Source organism: Pseudomonas sp. Z003-0.4C(8344-21) (assembly GCF_900104975.1).
GTDB classification, from domain to species: domain Bacteria; phylum Pseudomonadota; class Gammaproteobacteria; order Pseudomonadales; family Pseudomonadaceae; genus Aquipseudomonas; species Aquipseudomonas granadensis.
In genome coordinates, this window is record NZ_LT629756.1 from 1,898,055 (window position 1) to 1,911,569 (window position 13,515).

Here is a 13,515-nt window from a genome sequence, read left to right on the forward strand (position 1 = left end):
GTTGTCGCGGGACGCTTGAGGAAACCTGCAATGACGACTCGTCAGCCACTGTATAAATCCCTGTATTTCCAGGTGATCGTTGCCATCGCCATCGGCATTCTGCTCGGTCACTTCTACCCACAGACCGGTGTGGCGCTCAAGCCGCTGGGTGACGGGTTCATCAAGCTGATCAAAATGGTCATCGCCCCGATCATCTTCTGTACCGTTGTCAGCGGCATCGCCGGCATGCAGAACATGAAATCGGTGGGCAAGACCGGCGGCTACGCGCTGCTGTATTTCGAAATCGTTTCGACCATTGCCCTGCTGATTGGTCTGGTCGTGGTCAACGTTGTGCAGCCGGGCGCCGGCATGCACATCGACGTCACCACCCTGGACGCCTCGAAAATCGCCACCTACGTGACGGCCAGTAAAGACCAGAGCATTGTCGGCTTCCTCCTCAATGTGATCCCGAACACCATCGTCGGCGCGTTCGCCACCGGTGACATTCTGCAAGTGCTGATGTTCTCGGTGATCTTCGGCTACGCCCTGCATCGCCTGGGTTCGTACGGTCGTCCGCTGCTGGACATGATCGATCGCTTCGCCCACGTGATGTTCAACATCATCAACATGATCATGAAACTGGCGCCGCTGGGTGCCTTCGGTGCGATGGCCTTCACCATCGGTGCCTACGGTGTGGGCTCGCTGGTGCAACTGGGCCAGCTGATGATCTGCTTCTACATCACCTGCGTGCTGTTCGTGGTGCTGGTGCTGGGTGCGATCTGCCGTGCTCACGGTTTCAGCGTGTTCAAGCTGGTGCGTTACATCCGTGAAGAGCTGTTGATCGTACTGGGCACGTCCTCGTCGGAATCGGCGCTGCCACGCATGCTGATCAAGATGGAGCGTCTGGGCGCGAAGAAATCGGTTGTCGGTCTGGTGATCCCGACCGGTTACTCGTTCAACCTCGACGGTACGTCGATCTACCTGACCATGGCGGCTGTGTTCATCGCTCAGGCGACCGACACGCACATGGACATCACTCACCAGATCACTCTGCTGCTGGTACTGCTGCTGTCCTCCAAAGGCGCAGCCGGTGTGACCGGTTCGGGCTTCATCGTGCTGGCCGCGACCCTGTCGGCGGTCGGTCACCTGCCGGTGGCCGGTCTGGCGCTGATCCTCGGTATCGACCGTTTCATGTCCGAAGCCCGTGCACTGACTAACCTGGTCGGTAACGCGGTAGCCACCATCGTGGTTGCCAAGTGGGTCAAGGAGCTGGACACCGATCAACTGCAAGCCGAACTGGCTTCGGGTGGTCGCGGTATCGCCGAAACCCGTCCTGAAGACGACCTGGGTGTGGCTGAAGGCGCAACCCCGAGCCATGTGAAGTAAGCATCGCTTGTCTGGAAAAACCCGCTTCGGCGGGTTTTTTCATGCCTGCGTTTTGAGCGCAACGGTCATACCCGCTGACATTTTCGGTGATTGCCGCATCGCTGATCGCTGCCTAGGCTGAGTGCATCGCCCAAGGAGTTCGCCCATGTCCGCACCGCTGGCCTCACTGAAGGTTCTCGATTTCTCGACGCTGCTGCCGGGGCCGTTTGCCTCGTTATTGCTGGCGGACATGGGCGCCGAGGTACTGCGCATCGAATCGCCGACCCGCATGGATCTGCTGCGCGTGTTGCCACCGCACGATGGCGGCGTGTCGGCCAGTCATGCCTACCTGAACCGCAACAAACGCAGTCTGGCGCTGGACTTGAAACAGCCGGCGGCGCTGGAAATCATCCGCGAGTTATTGACCGAGTACGACATCGTCCTCGAACAGTTCCGCCCCGGTGTGATGGAGCGTCTGGGCCTGGGTTATGAAGCGCTGAAAGCGATCAATCCGAAATTGATCTACGTCTCGATCAGCGGTTATGGCCAGACCGGGCCCTATAAGGACCGCGCCGGCCACGACATCAATTATCTGGCCCTGGCAGGGCTGGCCAGTTATACCGGCCGCGCCGACAGCGGGCCGCTGCCGTTGGGCATGCAAGTGGCGGACATTGCCGGTGGCTCGCTGCACGGGGTGATCGGCCTGCTCGCCGCCGTCATCGCCCGCCAGCAAACCGGGCAGGGCACGCATGTCGACGTGAGCATGACCGATTGCGCGTTCAGCCTGAACGCCATGGCCGGCGCCGGTTATCTCGCTTGCGAAGATGAGCCGGGGCGCGAAGATCAGATGCTCAATGGCGGTAGCTTTTATGACTATTACCGCACGCGGGACGGGCGCTGGATGTCGGTCGGCAGTCTGGAGCCGGCATTCATGCAGGCCTTGTGTGCAGCGCTGGGTAGACCGGAGCTGGCGGCGCAGGGGCTGTCAGCCAAACCTGAGCAACAGCAGGCGCTGAAGGAGGCGTTGCGGGTTGAGTTTGAAAAGCATGATTTTGCGCAGTTGTGCGAGTTGTTCGCCGGGGTCGATGCGTGTGTCGAGCCGGTGTTGAGCCTCGGTGAGGCGGTGCGTCATCCGCAGGTGCAGGCGCGCGAACTGGTGACGCAAGTGCCGCGCGGGGAGGGTACGGCGCAGGCGCAGATGGCTTGTCCGTTGAAGTTTTCCGAGGCGTTGCCAGCGCCGCGGCATGTCGGGGCGGCGCTGGGGCAGCATACGGATGAGGTGTTGGGGGAATTGGGATTCAGCCCGTTGAAAATTGAAAACCTGCGTCACAACAAAGTCATTCTTTAGCGCCTGTAAGGGCCTCATCGCTGGCAAGCCAGCTCCCACAGGTTTTGTAAACACCTCGGAACCTGTGGGAGCTGGCTTGCCAGCGATAGGGCCAGTCAGGGCACCGCAGGAACCGACTATTCCACCCGCATCTCACCACTGAACACCAGCGTCGTGCGGCAACGCCGGCAGAAATACCGTCGCCCCTGTCGCACCAGACTATGGCGCTGTGCCGTAAACGGGAAATCGCTCTCGGGACACGGGCATTTATAGATGTAGCGGGTCACGCTGCGGCGTTTGACTTCGTAGGTATGGCAGCGATCCGGCGGCAATTCGTAAACGCCGCGCATGATCAATTGCCATTCCTCGCCATGGGGCTGGATGCGGTCGCCGAACAGTTGATGAGCGATCAGGTGCGCGACTTCGTGGGCCACGGTCTGCTTGAGGAAGTGTTCGGTGTTTTCCCGGTACAGCTGCGGATTGAAGCGCAGCTTGTTTTCGTGCAGATGCGCGACACCGGCTTTCTGCCCGCGCAGCTTGAGGCTGACGACGGGGCGTTTGAAGGAACGTTTGAAAAAGGATTCAGCGAGTTGGTAACAATCTTCGACGCGGGTATTGAGTTGCTCGGGCATGCTTGATGGATCTCCAGAGACGCCGAGTATGCCGCAACCCCGGGCGCTTGCGAATCGCCGAGCTGCCGAATGGTCATCGCCCAAATGACAAGGCCGCCTTGCGGCGGCCTCTCTCACCAGGCGGATATCGTCAGTTGGTGTACACCGGCCCTACGCCCAGGCCCCAGACAATCACGGTAAACGCCATGATCGCCACCAGCACCACCAGGCCTACCGCCAGTACCGAGCTGGAAAACAGGAAGCCTTCGTCCGGAGGAATGTTCATGAACGTCGGCAAGCCCACGTACAGCAGATATACCGTGTAGCAGATGGCCGCCGTACCGACGATCATCCCCAGCCACATGTGCGGATACAGCGCCGCCAGGCCACCGACGAACAACGGCGTCGCGGTGTAAGTGGCGAAGGCCACGCAACGGGCCAGACTGGGGTTGGCGTCATACGTGCGTGCCATCCAGTGGACAAAGGCGCCCATTACCGCAACGCCACCGAGCATCGCCAGGTACGACATGATCGTCATCCACAGCGCACTTTCGAAGGTGAGCATCACCGGCGCGCGGTTGCCGATCACCCAACCAACCTGGGTGGTACCGATAAACGCCGAGACGGCGGGGATCGCCGCCAGAATCAGCGTGTGTGTGAGGTACATGTGGCTGATGCTTTCCTCTTGGTCGCCACGGATTTCCTTCCATTCCTGATCGGGGTGGGTAAACAGTCCCACTACGTGATGGATCATGCCATTCACTCCTCTTGATATTGCCATCGCCCCCCAACGGAGCGCCTACGGGCCAGGCGGCCGAGCAAATACAGGTCTTCAGATGTGTGCGACCTTATGTCGCAGTATAGAAAGGACTGAACCGCACCGGTATCAGGGGCTTAGAGCAAATCGCGCTGTAAACCGGGCGGATAATCGCCTCGGGGTCTGTCTCAAGTGTCCTGTGGCGGCCGACAACACGTCCCCACAGCGGCGGGGTTTTTGCGTAAAATGCCGGCCTTTCGTCACACCTCACGGATTTCGCGTCATGGGCACTCTTACGGTCAACCAGAACAAACTGCAAAAGCGCCTGCGCCGGCTGGCCGGCGAAGCGGTCGCCGATTTCAACATGATCGAAGACGGTGACAAGGTCATGGTCTGCCTGTCCGGGGGCAAGGACAGCTACACCATGCTCGACGTGTTGCTGCACCTGCAGAAGGTTGCACCGATCAAGTTCGAGATCGTCGCGGTGAACATGGACCAGAAACAGCCGGGCTTTCCCGAGCACGTGCTGCCGGCCTACCTGAAAGAGCTTGGCGTCGAGTACCACATCGTCGAGAAAGACACCTACTCGGTGGTCAAGGAACTGATTCCGGAAGGCAAGACCACGTGCTCGCTGTGCTCACGCCTGCGTCGCGGCACGCTGTACACCTTTGCCGACGAAATCGGCGCGACAAAAATGGCCCTCGGTCATCACCGCGACGACATAGTCGAAACGTTCTTTCTCAACATGTTCTTCAACGGCAGCCTCAAGGCCATGCCGCCGAAGCTGCGCGCCGACGACGGGCGCAACGTGGTGATCCGTCCGCTGGCGTACTGCAACGAGAAGGACATTCAGGCCTACTCGGACCTCAAGCAATTCCCGATCATCCCGTGCAACCTCTGCGGTTCGCAGGAAAACCTGCAGCGTCAGGTGGTCAAGGAAATGCTCCAGGACTGGGAGCGCAAGACCCCGGGCCGCACCGAGAGCATTTTCCGCAGCCTGCAGAACGTGATCCCGTCGCAACTGGCCGACCGCAACCTGTTCGACTTCACCAGCCTGAAAATCGACGAAACCGCGGCGTCGCGCTTCGTCAACGTCGTAAACCTTTAATTAAAACCTGTAGGAGTGAGCCTGCTCGCGATAGCGGTCTGTCAGATATTTTGATATCGACTGACACAGCGCTATCGCGAGCAGGCTCACTCCTACAACGGATTTTCTTTCAATTCCCGGGAGAGGGCATGCGCGATTACAAGTGGCTGCACGAATACTGTCTGAACCGTTTCGGTTCGGCGGCTGCACTGGAAGCCCATCTGCCTGTTCCGAAAACCCCGACGCAACTGCGCAAGATCAGCGACGACCGCTACCTCTCGACAATGGCGCTGCGGGTGTTTCGCGCCGGACTCAAGCACAGTCTGGTCGACGCCAAATGGCCGGCCTTCGAAGAAGTGTTCTTCAAGTTCGACCCGGAAAAAGTTGTGCTGATGAGCGCCGAGCACCTTGAGCGCCTGATGCAGGACGCGCGGATCATCCGCCACTTGGGCAAGCTGAAGAGCGTGCCGCGCAATGCGCAGTTCATTCTTGATGTGGAGCAGGACAAGGGCAGCTTCGGCGCGCTGATCGCCGACTGGCCGGTGACCGACATCGTCGGCCTGTGGACATACCTGAAAAAGCACGGTCATCAATTGGGCGGGCTGTCAGCGCCGCGCTTTTTGCGCATGGTCGGCAAGGACACCTTTGTGCCGAGCTATGACGTCGTCGCCGCATTGAATGCCCAGAAGATCGTCGACAAGGCGCCGACCAGCCTGCGCGACCTGGCGACGGTGCAGAACGCGTTCAATCAGTGGCACGAACAGAGCGGCGGGCGGCCAATGAGCCAGATTTCGATGATGCTCGCCTACACCGTCAATCATTGAGACCGCGTCGCGCCTATCGCGAGCAGGCTCACTCCTACAGGGGATTTGTGAACGCCACAGATCCCCTGTAGGAGTGAGCCTGCTCGCGATAGCTATTTGTCAGGCGACGCTGATTTCGCCTTCGCCCGCCAGCTTGCGATCAAGCTGATAACGCCAGCGCACATACAGCAGCGCCGAGCAGAACACTGCCAGGCTCGCCACCATTTCCAGCACACCAAACCACTGCCGGTTCGGGTCATACGCCGCCAGTGCGCCTTTGATGAAATACAGATTCACCACAAAACACATCCATGAGTGCCCGCGGGCGCTGCCCATGATCATCGCCGGCGCGAGCACCAGCCACGGGATCAGTTCGACCAGCAGAATCACCCACGGCCGCGCGCCGTGCAGGTCGGCGAACACCAGGTAATAAGCCGCGAGCAGGCCGGCGAGGGCGAAAAAACTCAGCAGGCTGAGCACCCGCATCGCCTTCACCCGCGGCTCCAGCCACTCGATTGAGGGCAGGATCTTCGGCTTCTTCGCCATCTCAGCTCACCAGTTTCTGTGCGGTTTTCGCCAGACGCAGACCGAGGGCGCGGCACAGCGCCACTTCGTGTTGATCGAGGCCGCTCTTGCCGTCGGCGCCGGCATGATGGCTGGCACCGTAAGGCGTACCGCCGCCCTCGGTTTCCAGCAGTGCCGACTCGCTGTACGGCAGGCCGGTAATCAGCATGCCGTGGTGCAGCAGCGGCAGCATCATCGACAGCAGGGTGGTTTCCTGACCGCCGTGCAGGCTGGCGGTGGAGGTGAACACACCGGCCGGTTTGCCGACCAGAGCACCGGTCAGCCAAAGGTTGCTGGTGCCGTCGAGAAAGTATTTCAGCGGGGCGGCCATGTTGCCGAATCGCGTCGGGCTGCCCAGTGCCAGACCGGCGCAGTTTTTCAGGTCATCGAGGGTCGCGTAGAGCGCGCCTTCTGCGGGGATGTCCGGGGCGACGGCTTCGCATTCTGTGGAAATCGCCGGCACCGTGCGCAGTCGCGCCTCCAGCCCGGCCTGCTCGACACCGCGAGCGATCTGCCGGGCCATCTCGTTGGTCGAACCGCTGCGGCTGTAATACAGGACCAGAATGTACGGCGCGCTCACGGCAGCAACTCCAGAATGTTTTCCGGTGGACGGCCGATGACCGCTTTGTCGCCGACTTCGAGGATCGGCCGTTCCATCAGTTTCGGATGCGCGGCGATGGCGTCGATCAATTGCGCTTCGCTGAGATTTTCATCGGCGAGCTGAAGCATTTTGTATTCATCTTCCCCGCTGCGCAGCAACTGCCGTGCGCTGATCCCGAGCTTGCCGAGCAGCGCCTTGATTTGCGCAGCATTCAGCGGGGTTTCGAGGTAACGCACCACGGTTGGCGTCAGGCCGCGGGCTTCGAGCAGTTCCAGTGCGCCGCGGGATTTCGAGCAGCGCGGATTGTGATAAAGCGTCAGATCGGTCATGGCGGGTCGCTTCTGGCGTAAAGTGGCGGCTATTCTAACTGTGCAGCGCGCAATCCAGAACCGTCAGAGGCGATGGGTCGCAGGCGCCTTCGAATTTTCTCAAGGAACACGACATGACACGGCGATTGGCAGCGGCATTGACGGTAATCGGGGCGTTGATGCTGGGGGGCTGCGGCAATGATTACGGGATTGACCAGAACGGCCAGAAAGTCGCGTCCGAGCGTCTCGACAAACAATGGGTGGTGCTCAATTACTGGGCCGAATGGTGCGGCCCGTGTCGCACGGAGATTCCTGAACTCAATCACCTGGCCGAGGAACTGAAGAACAAGAACGTCGGCGTGTTCGGCGTCAACTTCGACAACGTGCAAGGCGCGGAACTGAAAGAAGCCAGCGAGAAACTGGGCATCAAGTTCACCGTGCTGGCGCAGGATCCGGCGGAGCTGTTCGAATTGCCGCGCAGCGAGGCATTGCCGGTGACTTACATCATCGACGACAAGGGCAAGGTGCGGGAGCAGTTGCTCGGTGAGCAGACGGCGGCGGGGGTGATGGCGAAGCTCGAGGCGTTGCAGGCGACCAAATAGGCGGTCGTTCGGCAGGATCGTTCCCACGCTCTGCGTGGGAATGCCGCCCGGGACGCTCCGCGTCCCTGTGACGCAGAGCGTCACTTGATGCATTCCCACGCAGGAGCGTAGGAACGATCGTTACAGCGATCAGCTATGAGGTTCAACCCTCTTCCAGCCACCAGCGCAAAGGCTTGCCTTCGGCCGGCCAGAAACGCATCTGCTCAATCGGCGAGATGTCCCAGCGCTCGACCTTTTCCAGCGCCTGCAAAAACCGTTGTTCCTGCTCCATCAAGGCCGGGGCGCAGAGTTTGCGGGTCTTGCCGATTTTGCCGAACGACAGCTTGTCGCCGTCCAGCGTGTACGGCGCGAACCAATGGTTGCAGCCGCCGTTGCCGTAGGCGCGGCCATCGTCGCCAAGGGTCACGGTCAGATGGCTGTAATCCATCAACGGGCGCTCGCCGATCCATTCCAGAATGTAGCTGCGGTTGTGTTGCAGTTGCACAGGCTCGGCGGCACAGCCCGCGAGACCGACACCGACCAGAGCGGCCAGGGCAAAGCGTTTCATCACGCGGGCTCCTGGCATTTCGGGCACAGGTGCTTGTCGCCCACGGCTTGCCAGCCCAGCTCGGCGATGCGCGCGGTGGCGGCCGGTTTTTCAGCGGTCTTGCCGAGTTTGGCATCGACCGCGAATTCAAAACTCAGCTCTTTGGCGCAGCTGTCGCAGTTGACCTGCCAGGTATGGATCGCCAGTTCACCGAACAGCGGGCCGGTGGTCATCGCGGTCCATTGGCCCGGCGGGTTGATCAGGTGGCGAACGGTGTCGACGGTCAGGCGCATGGACAAATCCTTGCTGCCTTTGAGGGTCACCAGCAGGACATCACCGATGCGGATCGAGCCACCGTTGCCGGTGACCTGATAGCGGCCCGGTACGAGGGCGCGGCATTCGGTGAGGGTGTGTTGCGGGTTCATCAGGGTGTAGCGGAAATCGTGTTCGACCATGGGTCCTCCAAATATGCGCGACATGCTAGCACGGCCCCGATTGCAGAATGATGCGCGCGTGCGACCTTCGATCCGGTTCAAATCGGCCAGCACTCATGGCAAACTGCCGGCCTCGAATCTGAAGGAACGGAACATGGCGCTGATCGAATGTTATGAATGCAAAAAGAGCATCAGCTCCGAAGCGTCGGCCTGCATTCATTGCGGCGCGCCGATCGATGAATATGCCGCAGTGCAAGCGCAGCCTGTAGCCGCGGCGGCACAGGCGGCGACGATTTCGTTCGGCAGCCTGCCTCGCAACAACGCGGTGCCGGAGGCGGCGATTGCCCCCGCTGTGCAACCACTGCCGAAAGTGATGCCGGCCGCGGCGGGGCGACGCCGTCGTCAGCAGGGCGAGCAAGTGCTTGAACAGACCGCCAATCCCGACGGCAGCCGCCCGGTGGAAGGCTGGCTGAAGATCATGGTGTTTCTGCTGCCAATGGTCTTCGTCTGGTTTCTGCTGCGCAACGGCCATTCGGCGAAACAGCGGCTGTTCGGTTTCGGCTGGCTGGCCCTGCTGATTCTGGCGTCTTCGCTGTCGCCGAAGTAACCGGCCCGGCTCAACCCTCGACCTGGTTATGCGGCGTGCCTGCCGCCCAGGTCGCGATGTTGCTCAGGGTTGTCGAGGCGATCGCGCCCAGTGCCTCGCGCGTCAGAAAGGCCTGGTGCGCGGTGACGATCACGTTGGGAAAGGTCAGCAAGCGTGCCAGCACATCGTCCTGCAAGGGCAAGTCCGAGCGGTCCTCGAAAAACAGCTGCGCCTCTTCCTCATACACATCCAGCCCCAGATAACCCAGTTGGCCGTCCTTCAGCGCGTCGATCAGCGCGGGCGTGTCGACCAGACCGCCGCGCCCGGTATTGATCAGCATGGCGCCGGGCTGCATGTGCGCCAGCGAATCACGGTTGATCAGGTGCTTGCTCTGCTCATTGAGCGGGCAATGCAGGCTGATGATCCGCGACTGCGCGAGCAGTTCCGGCAAACTCAGATAGCGCGCGCCCAAAGCGAGCACATCCGGATTCGGATACGGGTCGTAGGCGAGCAATTCACAGCCGAAGCCGTGCATGACTTTCGCAAACGTCGCGCCGATCTGCCCGGTACCGACAATCCCTACGGTCTTGCCGACCAGGTCGAAACCGGTCAGGCCATGCAGGCTGAAATCGCCTTCGCGGGTGCGGTTATAGGCGCGGTGCAGGCGTCGATTCAGGGCGAGGATCAGCGCCACCGCATGTTCGGCGACCGCATGTGGCGAGTACGCCGGCACTCGCACCACCGCCAGTCCAAGACGTTTGGCGGCGATCAGGTCGACATGGTTGTAACCTGCCGACCGCAAGGCGATCAGGCGTGTGCCACCGGCGGCCAGACGTTCCAGCACCGCCGCGCTGAGGTCGTCATTGATGAACGCGCAAACCACCTCATGCGCATCGGCCAGCGCCACCGTGTCGAGGCTCAGCCGCGCCGGTTGAAAGTGCAGCTCGATGCCTGCCGGGCAGTCGGCGCCGAGGAAACTGTCGCGATCATACGTCTGGCTGCTGAAAACGATGGTGCGCATGCAATCCTCCTTGAACATCGACAGGGTTGAATCATCGTCAGCCACTGTAGCGCTGACAGCGCCGCCCGGTATTGCCGTGGATCAGGCGCTGATCTTCGCCTGCGCCGCCAATCGGTTGATCGCCCGTTCCAGTTCATCCAGCGCCAGAGTGGCTTTCGGGTCGTCTTGCTTGAGCAGGGTTTCGCTGCGCTGGCAGGCCGCGCGCAATTGCGGTACGCCGCAGTAACGCGTGGCGCCGTGCAGGCGATGCACGCGTTCGAGCAGCGCGTTCTGATCGTGGCTGTCGCGAGCGGCGCGGATGGCTTCGCGGTCGGCTTCGAGCGAGGCGAGCAGCATTGCCAGCATGTCCGCAGCCAGGTCGGCCTTGCCGGCGGCCAGACGCAAACCTTCTTCATGATCGAGCACCGGCAATTCATTGCTGTTCGCAGCGCTGTCGCTGCCGCGCTCCGGCGCTTGATTGCGCAGGGCCAGACCGGTCCATTTCAGCACCACCTGCGCCAGTTGCCGTTCGCTGATCGGCTTGGTCAGGTAATCGTCCATGCCGCTTTGCAGCAGCGCGCGTTTTTCGTTGGCCATGGCGTGGGCGGTGAGGGCGACGATGGGTAGCGGGGTGCTGTGTCGCTCGCTTTCCCACTGGCGGATCGCTTCGGTGCTCTGGCGACCGTCCATGCCCGGCATCTGCACGTCCATCAGCACCAGATCGAAGGATTCAGTCTGCACCGCTTTGACCGCGGCATATCCGCTTTCCACCGCAAGGACCTTGGCGCCCATGTCCTCGAGCAGCGTTTGCACCAGCAGCAGGTTGGCCGGGTTGTCGTCGACACACAGCACTTTCGGCGCCCGGCTCGACAGCGGTTCGCCCGGTTCATGGCGTGGCTGACGCGGGTTGACCAGATCGGACAAGGCCCGACGCAGCTTGCGTGTGCACGCCGGTTTGGCCTGCAACTGGCTGTGCGGGTTGGGCACCGACAGATGAAACAGCGTCTGCTCGGTGGTCGGGCACAGCACCAGCACTTTGCAGCCGAGGTGTTCGAGGTCCCAGATGTGCTGGTTCAAGCGTTCGGGCAGCATGTCGTTGCTGGTGATACCGATGACCGCCAGATCGATCGCCTGATCAGTCTGGTGCGCGCCGGTGACGCCATTGGTCAGGCTTTCGAGGGTATTGAACGGGGTGACGTCGAGGCCGCAATCTTCCAGTTGATGCTGCAGGGCTTGCCGCGCCAGTTCGTGGTTTTCCAGCACTGCGACGCGGCGCCCGAGCAGTGGCGGGGCGGGCATGTCTTCGGCGTCGTCGCGGGTTTTCGGCAGGCTCAGGCTGATCCAGAATTCCGAGCCTTCGCCCGGCGTGCTGTCGACGCCGATCTCACCGCCCATCTGTTCGATCAGACGTTTGGAAATTACCAGCCCCAAACCCGTGCCGCCGGGCTGGCGCGACAGCGAGTTGTCCGCCTGGCTGAAGGCCTGGAACAACGCGCGCACGTCCTGATTGGACAGGCCGATGCCGGTGTCCTGAATGCTGATGCGCAGTTGCACGCTGTCTTCGTGTTCATCTTCCAGCATGGCCCGAGCGACGATGGTGCCTTCGCGGGTAAACTTGATCGCGTTGCTGACCAGGTTGGTGAGGATCTGCTTGAGCCGCAGCGGATCGCCGACCAGCGACAGTGGCGTGTCGCGGTAGACCAGGCTGACCAGTTCCAGCTGCTTGGCGTGCGCGGCCGGGGCGAGAATGGTCAGGGTGTCCTGGAGCAGATCGCGCAGATTGAACGGGATATGATCCAGCACCAGTTTGCCGGCCTCGATTTTCGAGAAATCGAGAATCTCGTTGATGATCCCCAGCAGGCTGTCGGCAGATTTTTCGATGGTGCCCAGATAGTCGAGCTGGCGCGGGGTCAGTTCACTTTTCTGCAATAAATGAGTGAAGCCGAGAATACCGTTCAGCGGCGTGCGGATCTCGTGGCTCATGTTGGCGAGAAATTCCGATTTGATCCGGCTCGCCTCCAGTGCCTCTTTGCGCGCCAGATCCAGCTCGATGTTCTGGATCTCGATGGTTTCGAGATTCTGACGTACGTCTTCGGTGGCCTGATCGACACTGTGCTGCAATTCTTCGCGGGCGTTCTGCAGGGTGCCGGCCATGCGGTTGATGCCCGAGGCCAGTTCATCCAGTTCCTGACTGCCGAGCGGCGGCAAACGGGTTTCCAGGTGGCCGTCCTTCAGTTGAGCGACGGCTTGCTTGATCTGCCCGAGCGGGCGGTTGATCGTGCGGCCCATGCGCAATGCCAGCAGCGCCGCGCCGGCCAGCCCGGCGGCGATCAGCAGCAGGCTGGCGAACAGACTGCGATAGCCGCGCAGCAACATGCCGTTGTGCGACAGCTCCAGCTCGACCCAGCCGAGCAGGCGGTCGGACTCTTCCGGGATCAGCTCGCCAGCAAGGTTGCGGTGCTTGCCGAACACCGGCATCAGATAGCGTGTGGCGTCATTGCCGCTGCGTCGTTGCAATTGCGCGCTGTCGCCGCTCGGCGCCTGATTGAGCATGGTCGGGCCGGCGTGGGCCAGTGGCGAGCGATCCGCGGCGAGGAATGTCACCGCGCGCACGTCCGGTTGTTCCAGCGACTGCGTGGCGATGCGCTCGAGCAGTTCGGTGTTGCCGTGGCCCATGGCCGGCGCGACCAGCGGCGCCAGTTGCTCGGCGATCATTTCGCCGCGCTGCATCAATTGGGTTTGCAAGTCGGACTGCTGCGTCCAGGTGAAATACCCGCCCAGCACCAGCGCCATCAGGCTGGTCGGCAACAAGGTCAGCAACAATACCCGACCTTTGATTCCCAGTTTCTTGAGCACGCCCGTCTCCTGCATCCCGCTGATCTGTTGACTCATGCGTGCATCCGGCACGCGACATGGGCGCAGTGTAGCGATTTGCTCGCAGGCAATCTTCGGAAAAATGTGCCAG

The 13,515-nt window shown here is 61.4% G+C and carries 15 protein-coding genes; 6 read left to right on the forward strand and 9 right to left on the reverse strand.

What is annotated here, in order from left to right; genetic code table 11:
* Positions 1-30: 30 nt before the first annotated feature.
* Together BLU24_RS08745 and BLU24_RS08750 are read left to right on the forward strand one after the other, a co-directional pair.
* Positions 31-1,365, forward strand: coding sequence for a dicarboxylate/amino acid:cation symporter (locus BLU24_RS08745; RefSeq protein ID WP_093099277.1), 1,335 nt, complete (start codon positions 31-33; stop codon positions 1,363-1,365).
* A gap of 145 nt (positions 1,366-1,510) precedes the next feature.
* Positions 1,511-2,692: a CaiB/BaiF CoA transferase family protein gene (locus BLU24_RS08750; RefSeq protein ID WP_093099280.1), complete on the forward strand. Its 1,182-nt coding sequence runs from the start codon at positions 1,511-1,513 to the stop codon at positions 2,690-2,692.
* Between the two features lie 116 nt (positions 2,693-2,808).
* Here BLU24_RS08750 and BLU24_RS08755 read toward each other — a convergent pair whose 3' ends face one another.
* Entirely contained in the window at positions 2,809-3,303 is a 495-nt protein-coding gene (locus tag BLU24_RS08755) for a SprT family zinc-dependent metalloprotease (protein ID WP_090285334.1), read from the reverse strand.
* A 130-nt stretch (positions 3,304-3,433) separates the two neighbouring features.
* Positions 3,434-4,036 carry a Yip1 family protein gene (locus tag BLU24_RS08760; protein ID WP_090285332.1) on the reverse strand — a complete coding sequence of 201 codons (603 nt, stop codon included), beginning with the start codon at positions 4,034-4,036 and terminating at the stop codon, positions 3,434-3,436.
* A gap of 286 nt (positions 4,037-4,322) precedes the next feature.
* Between BLU24_RS08760 and ttcA the strand changes: the two genes are divergently transcribed.
* A complete protein-coding gene (gene ttcA, locus BLU24_RS08765; RefSeq protein WP_090285330.1) occupies positions 4,323-5,147 on the forward strand; it encodes a tRNA 2-thiocytidine(32) synthetase TtcA in 825 nt (274 codons plus the stop codon).
* A 128-nt stretch (positions 5,148-5,275) separates the two neighbouring features.
* Complete coding sequence (locus tag BLU24_RS08770) at positions 5,276-5,950, forward strand: DNA-3-methyladenine glycosylase I (protein WP_093099283.1); 675 nt, start codon at positions 5,276-5,278, stop codon at positions 5,948-5,950.
* Between the two features lie 99 nt (positions 5,951-6,049).
* On the opposite strand, the gene BLU24_RS08775 is transcribed toward BLU24_RS08770, so the two are convergent.
* From BLU24_RS08775 to arsC, 3 genes are read right to left on the reverse strand one after another with little or no spacing between them, the layout of a single operon-like run.
* Entirely contained in the window at positions 6,050-6,475 is a 426-nt protein-coding gene (locus BLU24_RS08775) for a DUF2069 domain-containing protein (RefSeq protein WP_093099286.1), read from the reverse strand.
* A gap of 1 nt (position 6,476) precedes the next feature.
* Positions 6,477-7,073 (reverse strand): NAD(P)H:quinone oxidoreductase, encoded by a 597-nt coding sequence (wrbA, locus tag BLU24_RS08780; protein WP_093099288.1) that lies wholly within the window; start codon positions 7,071-7,073, stop codon positions 6,477-6,479.
* Positions 7,070-7,423, reverse strand: coding sequence for an arsenate reductase (glutaredoxin) (arsC, locus tag BLU24_RS08785; RefSeq protein WP_093099291.1), 354 nt, complete (start codon positions 7,421-7,423; stop codon positions 7,070-7,072). The genes wrbA and arsC overlap by 4 nt, the downstream gene beginning before the upstream one ends.
* A gap of 113 nt (positions 7,424-7,536) precedes the next feature.
* Here arsC and BLU24_RS08790 point away from each other — a divergent pair, with 113 nt between their 5' ends.
* The gene (locus tag BLU24_RS08790) at positions 7,537-8,004 is read left to right on the forward strand and encodes a TlpA disulfide reductase family protein (RefSeq protein ID WP_093099293.1); all 468 of its coding nucleotides are present in this window, start codon (positions 7,537-7,539) and stop codon (positions 8,002-8,004) included.
* A 142-nt stretch (positions 8,005-8,146) separates the two neighbouring features.
* On the opposite strand, the gene BLU24_RS08795 is transcribed toward BLU24_RS08790, so the two are convergent.
* Together BLU24_RS08795 and BLU24_RS08800 are read right to left on the reverse strand one after the other, a co-directional pair.
* A complete protein-coding gene (locus BLU24_RS08795; RefSeq protein WP_093099296.1) occupies positions 8,147-8,551 on the reverse strand; it encodes an META domain-containing protein in 405 nt (134 codons plus the stop codon).
* Complete coding sequence (locus BLU24_RS08800; RefSeq protein ID WP_090285316.1) at positions 8,551-8,985, reverse strand: hypothetical protein; 435 nt, start codon at positions 8,983-8,985, stop codon at positions 8,551-8,553. The genes BLU24_RS08795 and BLU24_RS08800 overlap by 1 nt, the downstream gene beginning before the upstream one ends.
* Positions 8,986-9,118: 133 nt before the next feature.
* Here BLU24_RS08800 and BLU24_RS08805 point away from each other — a divergent pair, with 133 nt between their 5' ends.
* Positions 9,119-9,571 carry a hypothetical protein gene (locus tag BLU24_RS08805; RefSeq protein ID WP_093106546.1) on the forward strand — a complete coding sequence of 151 codons (453 nt, stop codon included), beginning with the start codon at positions 9,119-9,121 and terminating at the stop codon, positions 9,569-9,571.
* A gap of 10 nt (positions 9,572-9,581) precedes the next feature.
* Here BLU24_RS08805 and BLU24_RS08810 read toward each other — a convergent pair whose 3' ends face one another.
* Positions 9,582-10,571 (reverse strand): 2-hydroxyacid dehydrogenase, encoded by a 990-nt coding sequence (locus BLU24_RS08810; RefSeq protein WP_093099299.1) that lies wholly within the window; start codon positions 10,569-10,571, stop codon positions 9,582-9,584.
* 81 nt (positions 10,572-10,652) lie between these two features.
* On the reverse strand, positions 10,653-13,406 hold the full coding sequence (locus BLU24_RS08815; protein ID WP_093106549.1) for a response regulator: 2,754 nt from the start codon (positions 13,404-13,406) through the stop codon (positions 10,653-10,655).
* Between the last annotated feature and the right edge of the window lie 109 nt (positions 13,407-13,515).